Genomic DNA, 22,583 nt, shown 5'->3' with positions numbered 1-22,583 from the left:
TTTACTTATCATTCTGTTTTTCAATTTTTCGATACACTTTGACTGCACGATTATGGTCATTCAGCGTACGGCTGAATGTGTGACCACCAGTACCATCTGCAACAAAGTATAAATAATCCGTTTTAGCCGGATGGGCTGCTGCTTTAATCGATGCAAGGCTCGGCATTGCGATCGGTGTTGGAGGTAGCCCATCAATACGGTAAGTGTTGTATGGCGTATAGTTATCTAAATCACTACGATAAATTTTCCCCTGATACTTATCACCTAAACCATAAATTACCGTTGGGTCGGTTTGTAAACGCATATTTTTTTTCAATCGGTTCACAAACACTGAAGCGACTTGATTTCTTTCACTATCGACGCCGGTTTCTTTTTCAATAATTGATGCCATGATCAACATCTCATAAGCATTTTTATAAGGCAGATCTTTATCACGTCCCTGCCATATCTCCTCGACATTTTTTTTCATCTGTTGATGAGCTCGTTTCAAAATATCGACATCGCGTGTTCCCGCGGTATACAAATAAGTATCCGGATATAACCAACCTTCCAGAGTTGTATCGCCATCAAAGCCAATCAGTGCATATAACTCAGTCGGGGTTTTTCCTTCAATCTCATGCTGCAAATAAGGCGCATCAAGTAAAATATTCGTCCAATCGGATAAACGATAACCTTCAACAAAACGGATAGAAAACTGTGCTTCTTTACCACTCGCAATTAATGCCAACATCTGTTCAATATCCATATTCGGCTGCAAGCGGTATGTTCCTGCTTTCATTTTGGCTAACTCGGGACGAAACTTTAACAGCCATTGGAATTTATCAGTTTGATTAATGATGTTTTGATTAACTAATAAACCCTCAAGCGCAACACGCCCCGTTCCCGATGGCACGGTAAAAATTTTTTCTTGGGTTAAATTAAGCGGTTCTTTCGCGTAGTTTAAAACTTGTTGATACAAGACGTAGGCTACACTTCCTGCAATCAACACAATCGCGACCGCTGCAATAAATATTTTTTTAGCTAGTTTCATTCATCAACCATTTCTGTGACTAAATTTGGCAACGTAACAACAAATATTCAAATAATTCTCTAGAGGAATATTGCCAGAGAGGCTTGTTTTTACCTAAGTTGATCGTCGCAACCGGTAATATCGGCATCAAAGCATTACAAATAAACACCTCATCACAACATCCTAAAACTTCAGGGAATCGTTCAACTTCTTGTAGATCGTACTGACTGGTTGCTAAAAGCGCTATAATCTTTTGTCTCATTAATCCATTTACCCCTGAAAACGTTAAGTTTGGAGTAAATACTGTTTCACCTTTGCGCCAAAAGAGATTTGCACTGCAACATTCAATCAAAATACCATCTGAATCAACAACTAATGCTTCATCCGCTTGAGCTTCATCAATTTCCTGACGAATTAAGATCTGTTCGAGACGATTGAGATGCTTAATGCCGGCTAAATATGGGTTCTTGCTGATCGGCACACTGCTCAACATCAAGTGAATACCCGATTTCTGCAATGCTTGATAATGCAAAGGGAAAGGCGCTATCGACATAATCACTGTTGGTTGATTGAAACCCAAAGAACTATAGCCTCGGCCACCTGTACCACGACTCATGATCACTTTGAGTACCCATTCATCATGACTTTGTTGCTGACAAATGGCGAGAATTTGCTCTTGCAGACGTTGCCAATCAGGTTGAGGTAACTTGAGACGAGCGCTATCCTGCATTAAGCGCCTAATATGGTGCTCAAGCATTTTGGGCTGCTGATTAAACACATGAATCGTCGTAAAGCAGCCATCACCAAATTGCACAGCGCGATCAGAAACATCAATATGACGGCATGCAATTCCATTAACCCAATATGACATTGATAATTCTTATAATAATGGCTGATAAATCAGTCAGTAACAGGATGTTTATTATCATAAACTAAACTGACTGAGACTGCAAAATGACAATAAAAGAAAAGCCCCTGTATGGAACATACTGGGGCTTTAAATACATTATAGCGCTAATAATAAGGCAATAATGTTAGATTAATTTACTCTTGGTGATAACGACGGAAAATTAATGAGCCATTGGTGCCGCCGAAACCAAATGAATTACACAGAGCATACTCCATGTTTTCCACTTTTCTTGCTTCACCTGGAACGAAATCCAGTTTGCAGGCTTCATCTGGGTTTTCCAGATTAATCGTTGGCGGAACAATCTGATCAGCCAATGATAAGATCGTAAAGATAGACTCAATCGCGCCAGCTGCACCTAATAGGTGACCAGTCATCGATTTGGTTGAGCTAACCAGTACGTTAGTGTCTTCACCAAAGACAGATACAACGGCTTGGGCTTCAGCTAAGTCACCCGCTGGCGTTGAAGTCCCATGAGCATTGATATAGCCCACGTCGTTTGCTTCAATTCCAGCATCGTGCAGAGCATTCATCATCGCCAACGCTGCACCTTCTCCATTTTCAGGAGGTGATGTCATATGATAGGCATCACTACTCATGCCGAAGCCAGAGACTTCTGCATAGATTTTAGCACCACGTGCTTTAGCGTGCTCATACTCTTCAAGAATGATAATACCCGCACCATCTCCCAGCACAAAACCATCACGGTCTTTATCCCATGGGCGGCTAGCTGCTTGTGGGTCATCATTACGAGTAGAAAGAGCACGCGCAGCACCAAAACCAGCAACACCTAATGGTGTTGTTGCTTTTTCAGCGCCACCTGCGAGCATAACATCCGCATCACCATAAGCGATCATACGAGCCGCATGACCGATATTGTGCACACCTGAGGTACAAGCAGTGGCAATAGAAATACTTGGGCCACGGAAACCGTACATAATGCTCAGATGACCTGCGACCATGTTAATGATCGTAGAAGGAACGAAAAATGGGCTAACTTTACGAGGACCGCCGTGTTGTAGTGCTTCACAGTTCTCTTGAATTAAGCCTAGACCACCAATACCAGAACCAATCGCCAAACCGATACGAGTAGCATTGGCTTCTGTTACTTCCAGACCTGCATCTTTGATGGCTTGATAGCCAGCAGCGATACCATACTGGATGAATGGGTCCATCTTCCGTGCTTCTTTGCGGGAGATACCATAATCTTCGTAATTGAAATCTTTCACTACACCAGCAAATTTAGTTGCATGGTTTGTAGTATCAAAATGTTCGATGAGGCTGATACCACTCTGTCCGTCACAAACAGCTTTCCATGATGATTCAACTGTATTGCCGACAGGAGATAACATGCCCAGTCCAGTTACGACTACACGACGCTTAGACACGTATATCCTCCAAGGAGGGAAAAAGTTACCAAAGAAACATAGGCGGTCGAGTGACCGCCTAGATAAGTTTTAAAACAATTACTTAGATGCGTTCTCGACGTAGTCAATCGCAGCCTGCACTGTTGTGATCTTTTCAGCTTCTTCGTCAGGGATTTCGATATCGAACTCTTCTTCCAGAGCCATAACCAGCTCAACTGTGTCAAGAGAATCAGCGCCCAAGTCATCAACAAACGAAGCTGTTGTTACAACTTCTTCCTCTTTAACACCCAGTTGCTCAACGATGATTTTCTTAACGCGTTCTTCGATAGTGCTCATACTATTAAAATTCCTATCAAAACTCGCTTTCGCGATGGTTTTCGTAGTTTATAAAATACAGGAAAAGATACAACCCAATCCCGGCTGTTGGAACCTAAATTTTGCATTATTTTGCGCTAATTAACACTAATAATGCAAATGGTTCCATCATTTCTTTAGATCATGTACATGCCGCCATTGACATGTAATGTTTCACCTGTGATGTAACCAGCTTCATCAGAAGCTAAAAACGCTACAGCACTGGCAATTTCTTGCGCATCACCCAGCCTATCGGCAGGAACTTGAGATAAAATGCCTGCACGCTGTTCATCTGTCAATGCTTTGGTCATATCAGTTTCAATAAAACCAGGAGCAACGACGTTGACGGTGATACCACGGGAAGCAACCTCGCGTGCTAATGATTTGCTAAAACCAATTAGCCCAGCTTTCGCTGCTGCATAGTTCGCCTGCCCCGCATTTCCCATCACACCCACAACAGATGCGATTGAAATAATGCGCCCACAACGTTTTTTCATCATGGCGCGTAATACGGATTTAGATAAACGGTAAACGGATGATAGATTGGTGTCAATAATATCTTGCCACTCATCATCTTTCATACGCATCAAAAGGTTATCACGAGTGATACCTGCATTGTTAACCAGTATATCAATTTCGCCAAATTGTTGACGAATATTATTCAAGGTTTCATCAATTGATGCAGGGTCTGTCACATTCAGAGCAAAACCTTTGCCTTTTCCATCTAAATAAGCAGAAATCGCTTCTGCTCCTTTATCGCTTGTTGCTGTACCAATAACAGTCGCACCACGCGCAGCAAGTGTTAAAGCAATTGCTTTACCAATACCGCGACTCGCGCCTGTTACCAGTGCAATTTTTCCTTCAAAGCTCATATCGTCCTCAGAGGTTTTCTAACGCAGTGCCTAATGATACAGGATCATTGGCTGCAACGGCAGTTAAATTAGAGACAATACGCTTGGTAAGACCAGTTAACACTTTACCTGGGCCTACTTCAACAAGGTGTTCAATACCTTGATCTGCCATTAATTCTACAGTTTCAGTCCAACGAACCGGATTATACAATTGACGAACCAAAGCATCACGAATATTTTCAGCTGATTGTTCAATTTTTACATCAACGTTATTGATAACGGGGAAATTTGGCTGATTAAACGTGATGTCTTGCAATGCAACCGCTAATTTTTCAGCCGCTGGTTTCATTAACGCACAATGCGAAGGAACACTGACTGATAATGGCAACGCACGTTTAGCCCCAGCTTCTTTACAGGCTGCACCCGCGCGTTCTACTGCCTCTTTTTCACCTGCAATAACGACTTGTCCCGGAGAGTTAAAATTCACAGGCGATACAACTTGACCCTGTGCGGCTTCCTGACAAGCTTTTTCAATAGATTCGTTATCTAAACCGATAATCGCATACATGGCTCCGGTTCCCTCTGGGACCGCTTCTTGCATTAATTTACCACGTAATTCAACCAGTTTAATAGCGGCTTTAAAATCGATGACACCAGCACACACTAGCGCTGAATACTCACCTAAGCTATGCCCTGCCATCATTGTAGGCATTGGCCCTTGTTTTTCTTGCCAAACGCGGAAGATAGCGACAGATGCAGCTAACAAAGCAGGCTGAGTTTGCCATGTTTTGTTCAATTCTTCTTCTGGTCCATTCTGGACAAGTGCCCAGAGGTCATAACCTAATGCTTCAGACGCCTCAGCGAATGTTTGCTCTACAAGCTGACTTTCTGCCGCTAATGCAGACAACATACCAAGAGACTGAGATCCCTGACCGGGAAAAACCATAGCAAATTGTGTCATGTCTATTTTCTCAGTAAATTAAAAACGAACGAGTGCAGAGCCCCAAGTGAAGCCACCACCGAATGCTTCTAACAGCACTAACTGGCCACGTTGGATACGCCCATCACGCACGGCTTCATCAAATGCGGTCGGCACCGATGCAGCAGAGGTATTACCATGTTTATCAAGCGTAACAACCACCTTTTCCATGGTCATATCCAGTTTTTTTGCTGTTGCTGAAATGATGCGTAAATTCGCTTGATGCGGCACTAACCAATCGAGTTCTTCTTTTGCAATACCACTTTCCGCTAATGTTTCATCAACAATGTGAGCTAACTCACGTACAGCAACTTTAAATACTTCGTTGCCCGTCATGGTTAAATAGGCTTCATCTTCTGAGCCGCGCTCACGATTTGGCAGCGCCAACAAATCACCATAACGGCCATCGGCATGAAGGTGTGTCGATAAAATACCGGGTTGCTCAGAAGCGCCAATAACCATGGCCCCTGCTGCATCACCAAATAAGATAATCGTACCACGATCATTCGGGTCTAATGTTTTAGAGAGTGCATCAGCGCCAATGACCAATGCTTTTTTTACCATGCCCGTTTTTACAAATTGGTCAACAATGCTAATCGCATAGGTGAAACCCGCGCAAGCAGCAGCAACATCAAATGCCGCACAATCGTGAATACCTAACATTTGTTGAATTTGACATGCGGCACTTGGGAACGCGTGAGTCGATGACGTTGTAGCAACAACAATCAACCCAATGTCACTGCTATCGACCTGAGCCATTTCTAACGCTTTTTGTGCGGCGTGAAACCCCATTACCGCAACACTTTCATCTTCGCCTGCAATTCTTCTTTCATGAATACCTGTGCGAGTCACAATCCACTCATCAGAAGTATCAACCATTTTTTCCAGGTCAGCATTCGTTCTAATTTGTGCGGGTAAATAGCTGCCTGTGCCTAATATTTTGCTATACATAGGTTATTGATCACTCCTGGGTAATACGATATTCAGTCGAGCTGCTATTCTGTCTGGAACTTGTCTGTCTACTGCTTGAACTGCACGTTCAATAGCCGCTTTAAATGCATTTTCATTTGCTGCGCCATGACTTTTAATGACAATTCCTTTTAATCCTAACAGAGTTGCACCATTATACTGGTCGGGGTTCAGCTCCCCAAAACGCTTCATAAGTCGTTTTTTAAGCCATTTTTTAGCCAGTTGCATCAACCAGCTAGGTTTTTTATTCTTTTTGCTTTCTTCTGTTGATTTTAACAATGAAAGAATGACGCGGATCACCCCTTCCATTGTTTTTAGCGTGACGTTACCTGCGAAGCCGTCACAGACTAGTACATCCGTTTTGCCTGTTAGCAATTCATTGCCTTCAACATAACCGATATAATTTATTGCCGCAGTTTCTTTAAGGAGTGCGGCGGCTTCGCGGATATTATCCAACCCTTTGGTTTCTTCTTCACCGATGTTCAGCAGTGCCACTCTCGGTGAGACAATCTTAGCCACTTCTTCTGCAACCACTGACCCCATCACAGCGAATTGCACCAGCATTTCACTGTTACACGTGACGTTAGCCCCTAAATCCAGCACCACTGTTTGACCTTTTTGTTGATTCGGCAAAATTGTCATCAACGCAGGTCGCTCAATGCCTTCAATCGATTTCAACATCAGTTTCGCCAAGCCCATCAGCGCCCCAGTATTACCGGCACTCACGCACGCTTGTGCTTGCCCAGTCTTGACTAACTCTAACGCCGTTCGCATCGATGTTCCTTTGCTTTGTCTTATTGCCGTAGAGGGTTTAGCATCGTTAGCAATCACGTTTTCAGCAGGAATAATTTCGACACGAGAAGTCAGCTCGACACTTTGTTGTGCAAGCAAAGGTTGAATGGCGTCAGGTTGACCGACTAGCAGTAATTTGAGTGATGGATTAGATGCCAGAGCCTGCAATGCAGCAGGCACTGTGACGCGGGGACCAACATCCCCGCCCATAGCATCTAACGCAATGGTTAGATTAGCCAAAGTATCAACGTGTAAATCAGAAACTACTTGTTGATAACCTTACGGCCACGGTAATAACCGTCTGCTGTCACATGGTGACGCAGGTGGGTTTCACCTGAAGTTTTGTCTACAGAAACTAGGGTAGCAGTCAGTGCATCATGTGAACGACGCATACCGCGTTTTGAACGAGTTGGTTTATTCTGTTGTACGGCCATTGACCTTACTCCTTAAGTACTTTTCTTTAAACTGGCTAATACGGCAAATGGGTTTGGTTTTTCCGCCTCTGGAGGTAGTTCACCAAAAACCATGTCCGCTTCGGACACTTCACAGTGTTCAGAATCATGAACCGGAACCACTGGTAAGGAAAGAATTATTTCATCTTCTATCATTCCCAGCAAATCTATTTCACCAAATTCATCAATTTGAATTGGTTCGTAGGCTTCCGGTAATGCTTCGGCCTTTTCGTCATTGACGACAGGACTAAAACAATACGATACGTAAACATGATGCTTGAAATCTTTTCTGCAACGCTGGCATTGTAGGGTGACATCCACATCAGAATGCCCCTCTATGACCGTCAGACGCTGATTATCAATTTTAAATGATAATTCGCTCTCAACATCACTGTCTACACTGACTACTGATTCAGCAATACGTGTTACCTGCTCAGGCGTGTAACTCCCGACATAGTCGAGGTTTTTTTGAGCTGCACGCTGCGCATCGATAGTCAGGGGTAATTTTACCTTTTGCATAAGGCGCGCATATTAACTTTGTAATGAGCTATAGTCAAAGAAAAAGGCGGACAAAACTCGCCTTTTCACCAAAAAATCGCCTGTTAAGCGCCGGATAGTTTAAAATGAGTTCACCCTTTTGGCTATGAGTTTCGAGAAAAAATATGAAATCGATTATTTTAGCATCAACCTCACCCTATCGGCAGCAGTTGCTAAAGAAGCTAGGTGTGCCCTTTTTAGCCGTTGCGCCCAATGTGGATGAAACCCCGATATTAAATGAATCCGCAGAAGCATTAGTGACTCGTCTCGCCCACGCAAAAGCCCATGCCATTAGCGAACAGCATCAACAACATTTAATCATTGGTTCGGATCAGGTTTGCGTCATTAATGGGAAAATTGTCGGTAAACCACTCAATTACGACAATGCGTTTAAACAGTTGAAGCAAGCCTCAGCAAGCAAGGTGACATTTTATACTGGGCTGTGCTTATTAGACTCCGCAACAGGCAGTTATAATGTGCAATGTGAATTATTTAATGTCTATTTTCGCGCTTTAAGTGATCACGAAATCGACACTTACTTACGCAAAGAAGAACCTTATCAATGTGCAGGAAGTTTTAAATCGGAAGGACTTGGTATCGCTTTGTTTGATAAGTTAGAAGGACGCGATCCAAACACATTAATTGGTTTACCGCTAATCCTATTACTGGACATGCTACGCCACCACGGATTTAATCCGTTAAGCGATTAAAAAGAGGCTAGAGAGGTCGGCAGGAACCCTACCGACCTCTTATTAGCAATCTCACGATATTAATGTTGTTTTTGTGCGCGTAGAGCCTTCAAGCACTGATTCAATTCGTCATCAAGTGGCGCTTGTAAGCGCATCTCTTCGCCACTTTTAGGGTGTATAAATTTCAGCGAACTGGCATGTAAAAATAATCTTTTTAACCCTGTACCGGCTAATTGGCTATCGAATTGTTTATCCCCATAACGGTTATCAAATGCAATCGGATGCCCTGCATGCAGCGTATGGACGCGAATTTGATGCGTACGCCCCGTAACCGGACTGGCTTTGACTAACGTGGCTTGTGCAAAACGCTCTTCAACTTTAAAACGCGTTTCTGAAGGTTTTCCCTCAGGACTTACTCGAACAACGCGCTCACCACTTTGTAAAATATTTTTCAGTAATGGCGCTTGAATCACTTTAGTATGGGATTGCCACTGCCCGCGTACTAACGCCAGATAATCTTTTTGCATCTGTTTAAGACGTAATTGCTCATGCAACGCCCTCAGTGCTGAGCGTTTCTTCGCCACTAATAATATTCCTGACGTATCGCGATCAAGACGATGCACCAATTCCAAAAAACGAGCTTCTGGACGTAATGCTCTCAATCCTTCAATGACCCCAAAACTAAGCCCACTTCCGCCATGCACTGCCGTACCAGAAGGCTTGTTAATCACTAATATTGCGTCGTCCTCATACAGGATACAATCAGCCAAAGCGGAGACTTTATCCAGTTTTGCCGAAACGGGCGCTGCTTCGCGCTCTGCAACCCTGACTGGCGGAACACGAACTTGATCACCTGCGGCAAGCTTATACTCAGGTTTGATGCGCCCCTTATTCACCCGCACTTCTCCCTTACGGATAATGCGATAAATCATACTTTTAGGCACACCCTTTAATTTTGCGAGCAGAAAATTGTCAATTCGTTGTCCGGCCTCGTCATCGCCAATATCGATAAACTGAACTTGATTTTGTGTTTTCATTCAAAAATATGTTAACTCTGGTTGATTAAATTACGACCTTATTTGCAGGATATATCATACCGACTCCGTAAATTTTTTTATCATTTTTTTTTAATTGGTCAAAGAATAGCTTGTTAGTCATATTTCTAAATAAAATTTTCATATAACTCATGTCTCGACTTGCTATAATGAGGTCGGCAATGGAATAATATGCAATTGCCACCATGTTCGATAAAACGATAATTGGCATAAGATACAAATTTACTATTTGATTGAGTACAAGTGCAGCAATGGCGTAAGACGCTTCGCGAAATCAAATAATTAGCGAGCAACGATTATTAGCTTTTTGGGTTAGGAACTTCCGTTAATACAATTATGACGGCTTCCTGATTAAGAACGCTGAATTTTTAATCTAAAAATCAGGTTCACCGAATACTGCGCGTCTCTATACGAACGACTGCCGGGAGGCAGGCGGTTTTGTAAAAATCACGAGGCCATCGGTTTACAATAGCTCCCTTTTTCGCTGCTCTATTATTGAAAGAAAAATAATGAGTAAGTAACAATATGAAAAGAATGCTAATAAACGCGACTCAACAGGAAGAGTTGCGTGTTGCCCTTGTTGACGGGCAACGACTCTATGATTTGGATATCGAAAGTCCAGGTCATGAGCAAAAAAAGGCAAATATTTACAAAGGTAAAATCACTCGTATTGAACCTAGTCTAGAAGCTGCTTTTGTTGATTACGGTGCTGAAAGACACGGTTTCCTTCCCATCAAAGAGATCGCTCGCGAATACTTCCCAAGCAACTATCACTCCCAAGGTCGTCCTAATATTAAAGATGTTCTCAAGGAAGGCCAAGAAGTGATCGTTCAAGTTGATAAAGAAGAGCGTGGCAACAAAGGTGCCGCACTCACTACCTTTATTAGCCTAGCTGGAAGCTACTTGGTTTTAATGCCAAATAACCCACGTGCTGGCGGTATTTCTCGTCGTATTGAAGGTGAAGATCGTACGGAATTAAAAGAAGCGTTGTCTTCGCTCGAAATTCCAGATGGTATGGGTTTGATTGTCCGTACCGCAGGTGTTGGCAAATCAGCAGAGTCTTTACAACAGGATTTGTTGTATCGTCTACGTCACTGGGAAGCCATCAAAAAAGCGGCTGAAAACCGTCCGGCTCCTTTCTTAATCCACCAAGAAAGTAATGTGATTGTACGAGCATTCCGTGATTATCTGCGTCCTGATATTGGTGAAATCCTGATTGATAACCCAAAAGTTGTCGAGATGGCGCGTAACCATATTGAAGCCATTGGCCGTGGCGATTTTGCCAGCAAAATCAAATATTATAGCGGTGATGTTCCGCTGTTTAGCCACTATCAGATCGAATCACAAATCGAATCTGCGTTCCAACGTGAAGTTCGTCTTCCTTCAGGGGGCGCTTTGGTTATTGATACCACAGAGGCCCTCACCGCTATTGATATTAACTCCTCACGCTCTACTCGTGGCGGTGATATCGAAGAAACTGCATTTAATACTAACCTTGAAGCGGCAGATGAAATTGCACGTCAATTACGCCTCCGTGACCTTGGTGGTCTCATTGTTATTGACTTTATCGACATGACGCCAGTTAGGCATCAACGTGAAGTCGAAAACCGTTTACGTGAAGCTGTTCGTCAAGATCGTGCGCGTATTCAAATCGCACGTATTTCACGTTTCGGCCTATTAGAAATGTCCCGTCAGCGTTTAAGCCCATCTTTGGGTGAATCTAGCCACCATGTCTGCCCTCGTTGTTCGGGAACCGGAACCATTCGTGATAATGAGTCTTTATCGCTATCTGTACTTCGTTTAATTGAAGAAGAAGCACTGAAAGAAAATACTCATGAAGTTCATGCGATTGTCCCTGTACAAATCGCTTCTTATCTACTCAACGAAAAACGTAAAGCCGTAAGTGAAATTGAGACTCGTCAGCGAAATGTTCGTGTGGTTATCGTACCAAACGACCAAATGCAGACCCCTCACTTCCACGTGATCCGTATTCGTAAAGGTGAAGAAGTTAACACTCTGAGTTACAACCTTGCGCAATACCACGAAACCGAAACATTAAATGGTACAGAAGACGCTGCTGCTGAACGCAAAATGCCTGAGCAGCCGGCTATTTCTGCATTTGCTTTACAAGAACCTGTAGAGCAAACAGCAGTGGCTAAGCCAAAAGAGAGCAAAACACGTCCTGAGCCAGCAAAACAAACGGCTAAAGTCGATACTCAACCGGGTTTATTCAGCAAGCTCGCTGCGTTCTTTAAAAAGTTATTCGGTGAAGAAGAGAAAGTTGCCGAAAAACCTGTCGAGAAAAACCGTCAGAACTCGGGTAACGATAAACGTCGTCATAATGAACGCCGCAACAATCGCCGTAATAATCGTCGTGATCGTGATGAAAACAGCGATAACCGCGAAAATCGTTCTAACCGTAATGCTCAAGCAGACGATAATAACAATCGTAAAGGCCGTAACAATAAAAATTCCGGTCAACAAGAAGAGCAAACTGTTGATAATGCTAGCCGCGAAGCTCAACAACAACAGCGTCGTGAGCAACGTGCTGAACGTCGTCGTCGTCAAGATGAGAAACGCCAACAACAGGCCGCTAAAGCTCAACAAGATGCGACTCAAGATACCGATACCACCGCTACTGAGAAAGAAGAAGCTCAACCGCGCCCAGTCACACCGCGCCGTCAGCGTCGTCAGTTAACTCAGAAGGTACGTATCACTGATACCGTAGACATTGTTGAACAAAACGAAGATCCGACCAAGGCTGAAGTCGTTACCCAAAACAGTGCTAAAACGGTTGCAGCATTACCGGCACCAGTACACATCGCTGAGCAAGATATCGAACTTGTTGACGTTAACGAGGAGCATTCACAAGATAACCAAGGCAATGAGGAAGAGAAGCAAGACACGATCATTCCTCGTCGCTCACGTCGTTCACCACGTCACTTGCGTGTCAGTGGTCAACGTCGCCGTCGTTATCGTGATGAGCGCCATTTAACTAAATCACCAATGCCGCTGTTCGCCGCTGTTGCTTCTCCTGAGCTGGCTTCAGGTAAAGTGTGTATCAGTTACCCGCTTGTTCAACCACAGCAAGAATCCATGGCGATCATCACCAATGAAGAAATGCTTGAACAACAAGGTGTTTTAGCCGTAGCAACGGTTGAGGCAGCGGAAGCGATTTCTTCTTCAGCGACTCAATCCTCGCAAGAAGTTACTGAGACCGTCACTGTTGAGCAAACGCAAAAAACAGACGTCGAAGAAGCTGAGATTGTTGCTGAATCAACCGATTCACAAGTCATGACGCTTGAACCTGCAAGTGCTCCGCAAGCGGAACCGGTTATCGCTGTACATACCGAACAGCCTGCTCAGTCAGCTCAAGAAACTGTTCAATCACAAGTCGTGAGTGATGAAAAACAACCTGCGGTTGAATCTACGACTATTGTAGAAGAAGTGATTGAAAATACCGTTATTGAACAAGCTCAACCTGTTGCGGATACAGAAGAAACACGGGTCATACAACCACAGTCTATGGCTGTTGAGGTTGAACAAGTTTCAACTGAAGCTGTGGAAGCACCTGTTATCGCAGAAAAAGTATCAAGACCTGCTGTGATAGTCACTAACAAGGCTATCCGCCACGCAACCTCGCCAATGATGAAAGCGCCTGCGCCTGAAGTCGTTGAATCTTCATTCGAGATTAAAGTTTACCAACGTGAAGCATCAACTTTTGTTGGTAAAGGTGCTGGTGGCCACGTGGCGACTAACCACGCAACGTCTGGAATGGCAAAACCCGCAAGTTTTGAATAACCCTTCTCTTTACGACAAAAAGCCCTGCTAATTGCAGGGCTTTTTTTATTTGTAGATAAATATTAATGCATTGTTAATAATACCAACCTAAACCATCACATTCCTATTTAATGAATATTACCGCAAGGAAAATGACATGGCTCATTGGGTAATTTTTGGTGCGACAAAAGGTATTGGTCTGTTATTAGCAAAATGGGGCGTTGCTCAGGGTCACCGCATTTCCGTCTTAGTTCGTCATCAAGTAGATGCTGAAACATTAGCAGCAGCAGGCATGCAAGCCTTTATTGGTGATGCCACTGATATCGCCTCTTTAGAGTCTCTTTTCGCTGACACAACAACCGATAGCATTATTTTTACTACGATAGGCGGTGGCCAAGCCGATTTTTACGGTAACTACAATATCATCCGCAAGGCAGAACAATCTCAGATAAGTCGTTTATTACTTGTCACGTCAATCGGTTGTGGTGACAGTTGGTCAACCTTATCCCCTAGAGCAAAATCACTTTTTGGTCAGTCAGTTCGCCAAAAAACCATGGCTGAATCTTATTTGCAAACAAGTGAGATAAACTACACTATCTTAAGACCGGGTGGCTTAATGAATACAGCAGCGACTTATAACGCCAAGCTAGTCAAAGGCGAAGCTCATGGTGTTGTCAGTCGAGAAGATGTGGCGATGTTACTCGCAAATCTTGTGGATGATAAACATAGCTACCAGCAAGTATATGCGGTTATTGACCCCGATTTGCAGCCGAATTGGCGCTAAGGCCAATATCAAATGAGCCGAGTTAAACTCGGCTCTCATACGGTATTATTTGACGTCTTTTTTATTCAGCTCGCCCATCTCTTTGAGTTTATTCGAGATCTCGCGGCGTTCTTTAGAAAGCTCTGCGTTTTTAATAATATAGTCGTCAACGCGGTCATCGTAGTCACTGCGCATATTCGCAATAATGGCTTGAATTTCCTCAATCGTCATACCTGGCTTAATATAGTCACTCAGGTTATCAAGCAATAAAACACGTTTTTGGTTATCACGAATTTTCTTTTCATTATCCGTAATTTCACGGCGAATTTTATTTTTACGACGATACATACGCACAAATTCCAACACATTTTGGAAAGACGGCTTGCTAGCGTTGTCCATGTTTAAAAACCCTCTGTTAGAAAAACAAAACGCATTTATTTCTATACCCTAAATAATTCGAGTGATATGTCAGCAACACATAAGGCTATTCGATAAACATCGATCATATTCGCTATTCCAACCCACTGGATATTGCTAGCTAACATACAACTAAAACTACGATAGATATAACACAATACCTTCTAACAGCCTTATGTGACAACCCTATTTCACATATTCATTGATATAAAAACAGAGAAAATGGCATTTTTACTCAATGAATGCTATCAATAGGCTGAATTGTTTCAGTTAAACCTTTTGCGTTAATGTTTCCGAATGGTTTTCTTGTAAATTGACAGTTTGCTCAACAGGCTCCATTTTGTCGCTACGTAAACAGAAGACAGACAATATGGTTGTCATTACCACAAAGCCACCCATGATTAAGTAAGTCTCCGCAAAACCAATTTTATCATAGCCCCACCCGGCTAATGGCGACAGAATACTGGCAACAATTGAGGTGATACAACTAAATCCAACTAAATACAGGGTAGAAGATAGACGTTTATCAAAATGGCGGCTGTTATATTTAAAAATGGCGATCAATAATATCGGTAACTCAACAGCATGTAGGAGTTTCATAATAGAAATCATAAGCGGGCCTTCAACGAGTCCGGAACCAATGATTCTTAACGCCATGACACTACTCGCAAACAACAAACCATTTTTAGCACCTATACGATTAACAATATATGGCGCAAGAAACATTCCCCCAGCCTCTAAGAAAACCTGTAATGAATTCAGGTAGCCATACATTTCATTACCGGTTTTTTCGTCTTGGAACTGATGCGCAAAATAAACCATAAATTGCTGATCATAAACACTATAAATACAAGTACCCAGCACAAATAGAATCAGCGCCCAAAACCGTGGAAGGACAAATAATTGCAAGGCATCGTTGATGGTAATATTTGAAGACTTACCATGTTCTAAATCGTTAAATGCATTGGCTTTTGCGGTTTTTAGCCTTAAAAGAATAACGAAGAAACATCCACCGGAAACCATGGCCATAATAAAATTATAGTTAGGATCGATATTAATATTGCGCCCAGCAAAAAATGTGGCAACAGCCCATCCTAATGACCCCCACATCCTTGCTTTGCCATACTCAAAATCGCGCAGTCGGCTGATACGCTCAGTATAAGACTCGAGTACGCCAATCCCTGCATGAAAAGTCATACCAATAAATAACCCACCAATCAAACTGCCAACGACCACATTCCATTGTAGTAATTGACCAAATACCATAAAAAATGGTCCAGATGATATTAATAATACGGCAATGAATAGCAGTAAATTTTTGCGTAAGCCGAGTTTATCTTGTAAGAAGCCATAAAGAGGTTGGGCACAAAGTGCAACTATTGAAATACAAGAAAAAATTATTCCTGTATCCGTGCCTTCTAAACCCACATATTTTCGAAGCCAAATAGCAACAACAGAAAATGTGGATGACCAAGTAAAGAAGAAAAAAAACAGCAGCGCACTCAATGAAGCATAATATTTTTTCGATTCACTATTCATTAAAATTTTGCCTACACGTTCCCTTAATTAACTAAAATGTTAAGGTTAACATTCTTAATAGACTACTGATTCACCGTTATATTGTGATGTTAAGCACAAATGTTAACGTTAACAATTATGTTTTGTGAAATAGATCACTAAAACTAGCTGAATGATTTACACCTAACGGTGGCATTGCTTTTATTATGGTTCCGATATGTTAGAGAATATCAAGGAAAACGAAGGCGATACTATCCCTAGCCCTCATTTGAGGGCTCGTGTTATCTAGATTTGGCTATTAAGGTAGTTGACGGCATCATCAAGGATACTTTTGCGAGCTGGGTTATCTTCTTCTTTTGCATCATTTTTCAATTTATCTACGATACCCTGTTTAGTCACTCCATCGCTAGCCAGCAGCCCCAATGTGACTCGACCTATTTCAGCTAAAATTAAGCGCGTTCTTTCATCATATGTATTCATCATACGTTCCTTTTTTGTCTATGACCTTAAAAATAATAGATCAAAAAAACCGCATTTACGCATATTTTTACGCTGATTTACCGACTTTTTAAATTTCCAAAAACAAATTTTTATTATTAATTGCATTTAAAATCAAAAAGATAAATAAAAATAAAGCGTCGATAACTGAGATATAAATTAAAAGTTAATACAGTGATTAACATTCTCTGATTTGCAGAGCCGACGATAGCTTAGGTTCAGGTTTTGTCACGTATCAGGTATGATAGGCCATAAAATATTTGTGTAGTGTGAAGTTACAGTGTTCCTTCTGAGCAGTATTGTGACATACCGCTTTTAGCGTATATTTTCTGTAGATAGCCATCACAAATTATTTTCATCGCTAAAATAGCAATAAGGCTAACGGAGAATCACGTTGCAAGATACTAAAAAACAGCCTACATTTTTTATTCATGACTATGAAACCTTTGGCAAGCACCCTGCACTTGATCGTCCAGCACAATTTGCGGGTGTAAGAACAGATCTCGATTTCAACATCATTGATGAGCCTGAAGTCTTCTATTGCGCCCCATCAGATGATTATCTCCCACAACCTGAAGCCGTGATGATCACAGGTATTACTCCGCAAATAGCATTAGCCCAAGGGGTTAATGAAGCTGAGTTTGCGAAACGTATTCATCATCAATTTAGCCAGCCGAACACCTGTATCATGGGCTACAACAATATTCGTTTTGACGATGAAGTCACTCGTCATATTTTTTATCGTAATTTTTACGACCCTTACGCCTATAGCTGGCAACAAAATAACTCACGCTGGGATTTATTGGATACATTGCGTGCTTGCTTCGCACTTCGTCCAGAAGGCATTAATTGGCCTGAAAATGAGGATGGACTGCCGAGTATGCGTCTTGAACACCTTACTAAAGCTAATGGTGTTGCCCATGAAAATGCTCATGATGCTATGTCTGACGTTCTAGCAACAATCAATATGGCTAAGCGACTCAAAGCAGCGCAACCGAGAATGTTTGATTATTTCTATCAATTGAGAAATAAAAACAAAGTTAGCCAATTAATTGATATTGTCGAAATGACGCCATTAGTGCATGTTTCCGGTATGTTTGGCGCATTACGTTCTTATGTTAGCCTTGTCGCACCATTAGCATGGCACCCTGATAATCGTAATGCGGTTATTATGTGTGATTTATCCGCTGATATTTCACCACTCATCAATTTAACTGTCGATCAGCTTCGTGAACGCCTGTATACGCCAAAAAGTGAATTAGGTGATGCATTACCCGTGCCGATAAAGCTAGTGCATATCAATAAGTGCCCAATACTTGCTCCCGCTAAAACGTTGCGTAACGAAGATGCCGAGCGAACAGGCATTGATCGTGACATCTGTTTCCGTAACTTAGAAATCTTACGCAAACATCCTGACATCCGTAATAAGGTCATTGAAATTTTTGCTCAAGCTCAACCATTCGATGAACCTGACGATGTCGATGCTAAGCTTTATAGTGGTTTCTTTAGTAGTGCTGACCGCGCTACCATGGAAATCATTCGAAAAACATCGCCACAAAACCTACCAGCCCTTGATCTAACCTTTGAAGATCCACGGATGAAAGCGTTATTCTTTCGCTATAAAGCACGTAATTATCCAAGCATTCTCTCATATGAAGAGCAACAACGCTGGTTGCAGCACCGCAGGGAGTACTTTACCGAAAGCCGGTTAATGGAATACATGCAATCCATTGAATTATTGATGGTAGAACACCAAGAGGATGTTGAACGCTGTAAGCAATTAAAAGCGCTCGTCAATTACGCCGCTGATTTAGCAAGCTAATAATAGTTGGGCAGGTTACCTGCCCAACTAATCAATAACGCTCAGTTAGTGGTCATGTGGGCAGCCACAATCCCCTTCCCAATGTTTGCGTTTCGTGGTCTTACCTAAACCAGGATTCATGGTATTAGTCGGATCCGCTTGTTTATAAAATGATTTCAGCTGAGGCTGAGCTTTATATAAATGACCGACATTATGCTCAGCTGGATATTGCGCCCCGCGCTCATCTAACAAGGCCAACATTTTTTCTTTTAACTCTTTAGGATCAACCCCTTTTTTCAATACATAATCTTGGTGCATGACATGGCACATAAAGTGGCCACAGTACAGTTTATGCACTAACAATTTCTCAATTTCTGGTGGTAATTTTTCAAACCAATCACGATCATTTCGACGTAAAGCAATATCCAATGGTAATACATCTTCTACGTCTTTATTATGAACCGCATGGTAACGCACAGCAGAGCCAGCCGCAGCAAAACGATGTAAAAACGCTTTTGCTCCTTCTTCTGCCGTACATTCGAAATAATCGCCATCCGCCGTTGCAAAGAATGATTTTAGCCACACCTTCGCTTCTTCAATCCCGTCTCCTGCCATTTTCAGCATTAAATGGTGCTCATATTTATCGCGGAATTGTTTCATACGAGGTGGTAAATGAGATGGCCATAGCTTGCTTAGCGCTTGCATTGTACGGTCTACCAGATTGGATGGTAACAATGGCACTTTATTCAAGACCGCATCAATGCGCCCTTTGATGGTAAAAAAGAGCGGCATTTTATCTGTACCAAACTTATCTATCATCAAGAAAGTATCTTTACCGTAAACTTCGGCAATATCAAAGCAGCCACGGTGCATATATTCACCCGCAACAGGCAAGTTTTTAAATTCACTCAAAATATGGCGTCGAATATCTTCGAGTACGTCTGGGTTATTGGAGCCAATATAAAATACCTGTGTTGAGGTATCCGCGGGGAAAGTATCAAGACGCACAGCAAAAACAGCTAATTTACCGGCACAACCCGACGCTTCAAATAAACGTCGTTCATCCGCATTAAATCGTGATGGTGTATCCGCATCAACATCACGCACTCGTTCTGCATATTCGTGATCTGAAGCCAGTTTTTCACTCAGTTCGATATCTTCTGTGCGGTAACGTCGATTTTGCAAATTCGTTAATATTTCTTCTGGTGTCTCACCTAAATGAATACCTAGATGATTAATTAATTCAACATTACCTTCCTCGTTGACACGGGCATACAGCGCTAACTCGGTATAGGCTGGCCCCCGACGTACTAATGAACCTCCGGAGCTATTACAAATCCCTCCAACAACAGAAGCACCAATACAGGATGACCCAATCAGTGAATGTGGCTCACGACCTAATGGTTTTAATAATTTCTCAAGGTCATATAACGTACTTCCAGGCATAGCAACGACTTGGTTAAACTCAGGTAATACTTGAATCTGATTTAATTTTAGTGTGCTGATAATGACAATATCACGGTCATAATCGTAACCGCTGGGGGTTGAACCTTCGGTCAAGCCTGTATTAGCTGCTTGCATAATGACAATTTTGTCAGCTTCAACACAGGCTTTGAAGACATACCATTGTTCTAATAAGGTTGTCGGAAAGACGACTGCAATAGCATCACCGAAACCCGAGCGAAAACCTTTACGATAACGTTCCGTTTTGTGCGGTTCAGTCAGGATATTTTTTTTACCTACAATATTTTTCAATGTAAGCAATAATCGTTGATTTTCAGGGCTGTTTACTGCATTCATTTCTACGCCTTCTTGTCAGGATGATTATCAATAAATTGTGAATAGCTTGTCATGTTATAGTGATTTACTCACCATACCACATTATGAAAAGTTTTAGTTTGGGATATTAATGCAGTTTTACGATTAGTTGTTGAATAAATTTGCGGGAAAGACAGATAAGTGCATTGATTTATACATAAAAAAACAGCGCTTAAAAAGCGCTGTTTTTTATTCTATTGACTCAATTAATAATCACTCATTTGAGGCATTGGTCGACGGAACATACGCGTCAAGATAGCCATATAAACTAGGCCTACCGCGGTCCAAATTAAGCCATATACCATTGAATCTTCTTCGATATTTAACCAGAGTACACATACCGTTAGTGTACCAATAACAGGTAATATCAAATAATTTAGAATGTTTTTAATTCCATTGATACGGCGTTCACGAATAAAGAACTGGCTGATCACGGAGATATTCACAAAGGTAAAGGCAATCAATGCACCAAAGTTAATCAATGCCGTGGCGAAATCCATCTCAAACCAGATAGCGCCGAGTGCTAGCACCCCAACCATCAGGACGTTATAAGAAGGTGTACGCCATTTTGGACTTACATGACCAAAAATTTTCTCAGGGAATACACCATCACGCCCCATAACGTACATCAAGCGAGCACTACCTGCATGAGCTGCCATTCCTGAAGCCAATACTGTAACACATGAGAAAACCAAAATGATTGACTGGAAAAATGCGCCAGCAACAAATCTCATAATATCAGGCTGAGTTTCATTAATGTTCTTAAAGCGTGAAACATCAGGGAAAAACTGCTGCAAGAAAAATGATACTGTAATGAATATAATCCCACCGATTAATGCGGTTAAGAAAATAGCGCGCGGGATCACTTTACCTGCATTTGGCGTTTCTTCTGATAGCGAACTTAATCCATCAAAACCTAAGAATGAGAAACAGAGTATCGTTGCTCCTGCAATCAAAGGGATAAGTTCGGTATGCTCATCAGCAAATGGACGGAAGGTCCACACCTCTCCCGTCCCTTCACCGTTAGATACACCATGAATAACGATAAAGGTAAAGACAACCATTACCCCTACTTGAATAATTGCGATCACGGTACTTAGGTTTGCAATAACGTTGATGCCACGTAAGTTAGCCGCTGTCATTAAAATGACTAATCCCACAACAAAAATAGCAGGTTCAACGGTTGGGAAGATGTCTTGTAAATAAATCTTCGCTAATAATATGTTTATCATTGGCATAAAGATGTAAGACAGCAACGAGGTCCATCCTACCAGAAAGCCAATATGTGGGCTCATTGATTTTTGAGCATAAGTATACGCTGAGCCAGCAGATGGAAAACGTTTGACCAGTTTACCGTAGCTCAGCGCAGTAAATAGTATCGCAGCAAGTGCAATAATATAGGAAGTCGGGACGTGACCACCGGTTTTATCCGATACCATGCCAAATGTATCGAAAATCGTCATTGGCTGAATATAAGCAAGACCAATCATCACCACTTGTAATAAGGTGAGTGTTTTTGCTAGTTCAACACGGTTGTTGGCACCTGTTTGGTTGCTACCGATGGATAATGGCGTTGAATTATTTGGCATGATAAAGCCCTCCCATAACTTTCGATTGAGTATTATTTGACCTACTTAATCGACAGTTACTGGGAAGACTTTGCATCTGCCTATAGGCAGAAAAGAACGATGAAAGGTTGAATGGTGAAGTTGCGAAGCAACCAACTGCTCCGTAGTCATCAATGCGGCAACCACGGCCACCAGGCCCTGCTGCGAATGCGAAAAAGTAAGCCATGCAAGCATTCCTCAAATCGGTAGCATATTTTCTTTGCTACACGTAAAAATATAAATTTATCTATCCGGCCTATTATCCGGCCCCGCGAAATAGTTCGAACTTAACAAGCAAAAAAAAACCGATACCAGAATTAAGGTATCAGTCATTTTTTTAGTTCGCGCATTTTGCACTTCACTTGCTGAAATAGCAATAGCTATTGTAAAAAAACGGCCAATATTTAATGAGAATTTTTG

21 protein-coding genes are annotated in these 22,583 nt (G+C 42.1%); 4 read left to right on the top strand and 17 right to left on the bottom strand.

The features are described 5' to 3' along the window. Position 1 precedes the first annotated feature (1 nt). The 10 genes from mltG to yceD form a co-directional block, all read right to left on the bottom strand. Positions 2-1,030 (bottom strand): endolytic transglycosylase MltG, encoded by a 1,029-nt coding sequence (gene mltG, locus P2E05_RS08600; RefSeq protein ID WP_154624444.1) that lies wholly within the window; start codon positions 1,028-1,030, stop codon positions 2-4. 19 nt (positions 1,031-1,049) lie between these two features. Next, positions 1,050-1,880 carry an aminodeoxychorismate lyase gene (gene pabC, locus P2E05_RS08595; RefSeq protein WP_247047307.1) on the bottom strand — a complete coding sequence of 277 codons (831 nt, stop codon included), beginning with the start codon at positions 1,878-1,880 and terminating at the stop codon, positions 1,050-1,052. A gap of 173 nt (positions 1,881-2,053) precedes the next feature. Next, on the bottom strand, positions 2,054-3,304 hold the full coding sequence (fabF, locus tag P2E05_RS08590) for a beta-ketoacyl-ACP synthase II (RefSeq protein WP_196713187.1): 1,251 nt from the start codon (positions 3,302-3,304) through the stop codon (positions 2,054-2,056). A gap of 78 nt (positions 3,305-3,382) precedes the next feature. Next, positions 3,383-3,619, bottom strand: coding sequence for an acyl carrier protein (gene acpP / locus P2E05_RS08585; RefSeq protein WP_099110956.1), 237 nt, complete (start codon positions 3,617-3,619; stop codon positions 3,383-3,385). 155 nt (positions 3,620-3,774) lie between these two features. Continuing rightward, a complete protein-coding gene (gene fabG, locus P2E05_RS08580) occupies positions 3,775-4,509 on the bottom strand; it encodes a 3-oxoacyl-ACP reductase FabG (protein ID WP_154624446.1) in 735 nt (244 codons plus the stop codon). Positions 4,510-4,516: 7 nt separating this feature from the next. Continuing rightward, positions 4,517-5,449, bottom strand: coding sequence for an ACP S-malonyltransferase (fabD, locus tag P2E05_RS08575; RefSeq protein ID WP_154624447.1), 933 nt, complete (start codon positions 5,447-5,449; stop codon positions 4,517-4,519). An 18-nt stretch (positions 5,450-5,467) separates the two neighbouring features. Beyond that, entirely contained in the window at positions 5,468-6,418 is a 951-nt protein-coding gene (locus tag P2E05_RS08570) for a beta-ketoacyl-ACP synthase III (protein WP_154624448.1), read from the bottom strand. Between the two features lie 3 nt (positions 6,419-6,421). Further along, entirely contained in the window at positions 6,422-7,468 is a 1,047-nt protein-coding gene (plsX, locus tag P2E05_RS08565) for a phosphate acyltransferase PlsX (protein WP_154624449.1), read from the bottom strand. Between the two features lie 23 nt (positions 7,469-7,491). Continuing rightward, entirely contained in the window at positions 7,492-7,662 is a 171-nt protein-coding gene (rpmF, locus tag P2E05_RS08560; RefSeq protein WP_004253223.1) for a 50S ribosomal protein L32, read from the bottom strand. A 12-nt stretch (positions 7,663-7,674) separates the two neighbouring features. After that, on the bottom strand, positions 7,675-8,199 hold the full coding sequence (gene yceD, locus P2E05_RS08555) for a 23S rRNA accumulation protein YceD (protein ID WP_154624450.1): 525 nt from the start codon (positions 8,197-8,199) through the stop codon (positions 7,675-7,677). Between the two features lie 143 nt (positions 8,200-8,342). Between yceD and P2E05_RS08550 the strand changes: the two genes are divergently transcribed. After that, complete coding sequence (locus tag P2E05_RS08550; RefSeq protein ID WP_247047308.1) at positions 8,343-8,927, top strand: Maf family protein; 585 nt, start codon at positions 8,343-8,345, stop codon at positions 8,925-8,927. A 59-nt stretch (positions 8,928-8,986) separates the two neighbouring features. Here the strand turns inward: P2E05_RS08550 and rluC are convergent, their stop codons facing one another. Next, the gene (gene rluC, locus P2E05_RS08545; RefSeq protein WP_154624452.1) at positions 8,987-9,943 is read right to left on the bottom strand and encodes a 23S rRNA pseudouridine(955/2504/2580) synthase RluC; all 957 of its coding nucleotides are present in this window, start codon (positions 9,941-9,943) and stop codon (positions 8,987-8,989) included. 543 nt (positions 9,944-10,486) lie between these two features. Here rluC and rne point away from each other — a divergent pair. Both rne and P2E05_RS08535 read left to right on the top strand, forming a co-directional pair. Then, on the top strand, positions 10,487-13,762 hold the full coding sequence (gene rne / locus P2E05_RS08540; RefSeq protein ID WP_269723938.1) for a ribonuclease E: 3,276 nt from the start codon (positions 10,487-10,489) through the stop codon (positions 13,760-13,762). A gap of 136 nt (positions 13,763-13,898) precedes the next feature. Next, positions 13,899-14,525 carry an NAD(P)H-binding protein gene (locus tag P2E05_RS08535; RefSeq protein WP_269723937.1) on the top strand — a complete coding sequence of 209 codons (627 nt, stop codon included), beginning with the start codon at positions 13,899-13,901 and terminating at the stop codon, positions 14,523-14,525. 45 nt (positions 14,526-14,570) lie between these two features. Here the strand turns inward: P2E05_RS08535 and tmaR are convergent, their stop codons facing one another. From tmaR to P2E05_RS08520, 3 genes are all read right to left on the bottom strand, one after another. Beyond that, positions 14,571-14,903 (bottom strand): PTS system regulator TmaR, encoded by a 333-nt coding sequence (gene tmaR, locus P2E05_RS08530; protein ID WP_154624455.1) that lies wholly within the window; start codon positions 14,901-14,903, stop codon positions 14,571-14,573. A gap of 288 nt (positions 14,904-15,191) precedes the next feature. Continuing rightward, positions 15,192-16,460 carry an MFS transporter gene (locus tag P2E05_RS08525; RefSeq protein ID WP_269723936.1) on the bottom strand — a complete coding sequence of 423 codons (1,269 nt, stop codon included), beginning with the start codon at positions 16,458-16,460 and terminating at the stop codon, positions 15,192-15,194. Positions 16,461-16,724: 264 nt separating this feature from the next. Then, entirely contained in the window at positions 16,725-16,922 is a 198-nt protein-coding gene (locus P2E05_RS08520) for a hypothetical protein (protein ID WP_230085896.1), read from the bottom strand. Positions 16,923-17,331: 409 nt separating this feature from the next. Between P2E05_RS08520 and sbcB the strand changes: the two genes are divergently transcribed. After that, complete coding sequence (gene sbcB / locus P2E05_RS08515) at positions 17,332-18,759, top strand: exodeoxyribonuclease I (RefSeq protein ID WP_154624457.1); 1,428 nt, start codon at positions 17,332-17,334, stop codon at positions 18,757-18,759. A 45-nt stretch (positions 18,760-18,804) separates the two neighbouring features. Here sbcB and dld read toward each other — a convergent pair whose 3' ends face one another. From dld to P2E05_RS08500, 3 genes are all read right to left on the bottom strand, one after another. Then, positions 18,805-20,538: a D-lactate dehydrogenase gene (dld, locus tag P2E05_RS08510; protein WP_154624458.1), complete on the bottom strand. Its 1,734-nt coding sequence runs from the start codon at positions 20,536-20,538 to the stop codon at positions 18,805-18,807. A gap of 224 nt (positions 20,539-20,762) precedes the next feature. Next, positions 20,763-22,145, bottom strand: coding sequence for an APC family permease (locus P2E05_RS08505; protein ID WP_154624459.1), 1,383 nt, complete (start codon positions 22,143-22,145; stop codon positions 20,763-20,765). Beyond that, positions 22,135-22,350, bottom strand: coding sequence for a hypothetical protein (locus P2E05_RS08500; RefSeq protein WP_154624460.1), 216 nt, complete (start codon positions 22,348-22,350; stop codon positions 22,135-22,137). The genes P2E05_RS08505 and P2E05_RS08500 overlap by 11 nt, the downstream gene beginning before the upstream one ends. Positions 22,351-22,583: the final 233 nt, after the last annotated feature.

Origin of the sequence: Providencia stuartii, from assembly GCF_029277985.1 — a bacterium.
Taxonomy (GTDB): Bacteria; Pseudomonadota; Gammaproteobacteria; order Enterobacterales; family Enterobacteriaceae; genus Providencia; species Providencia zhejiangensis.
The sequence above is the reverse complement of the archived record's forward strand: the minus strand, read 5'-3'. Positions and strand labels throughout refer to the sequence as shown.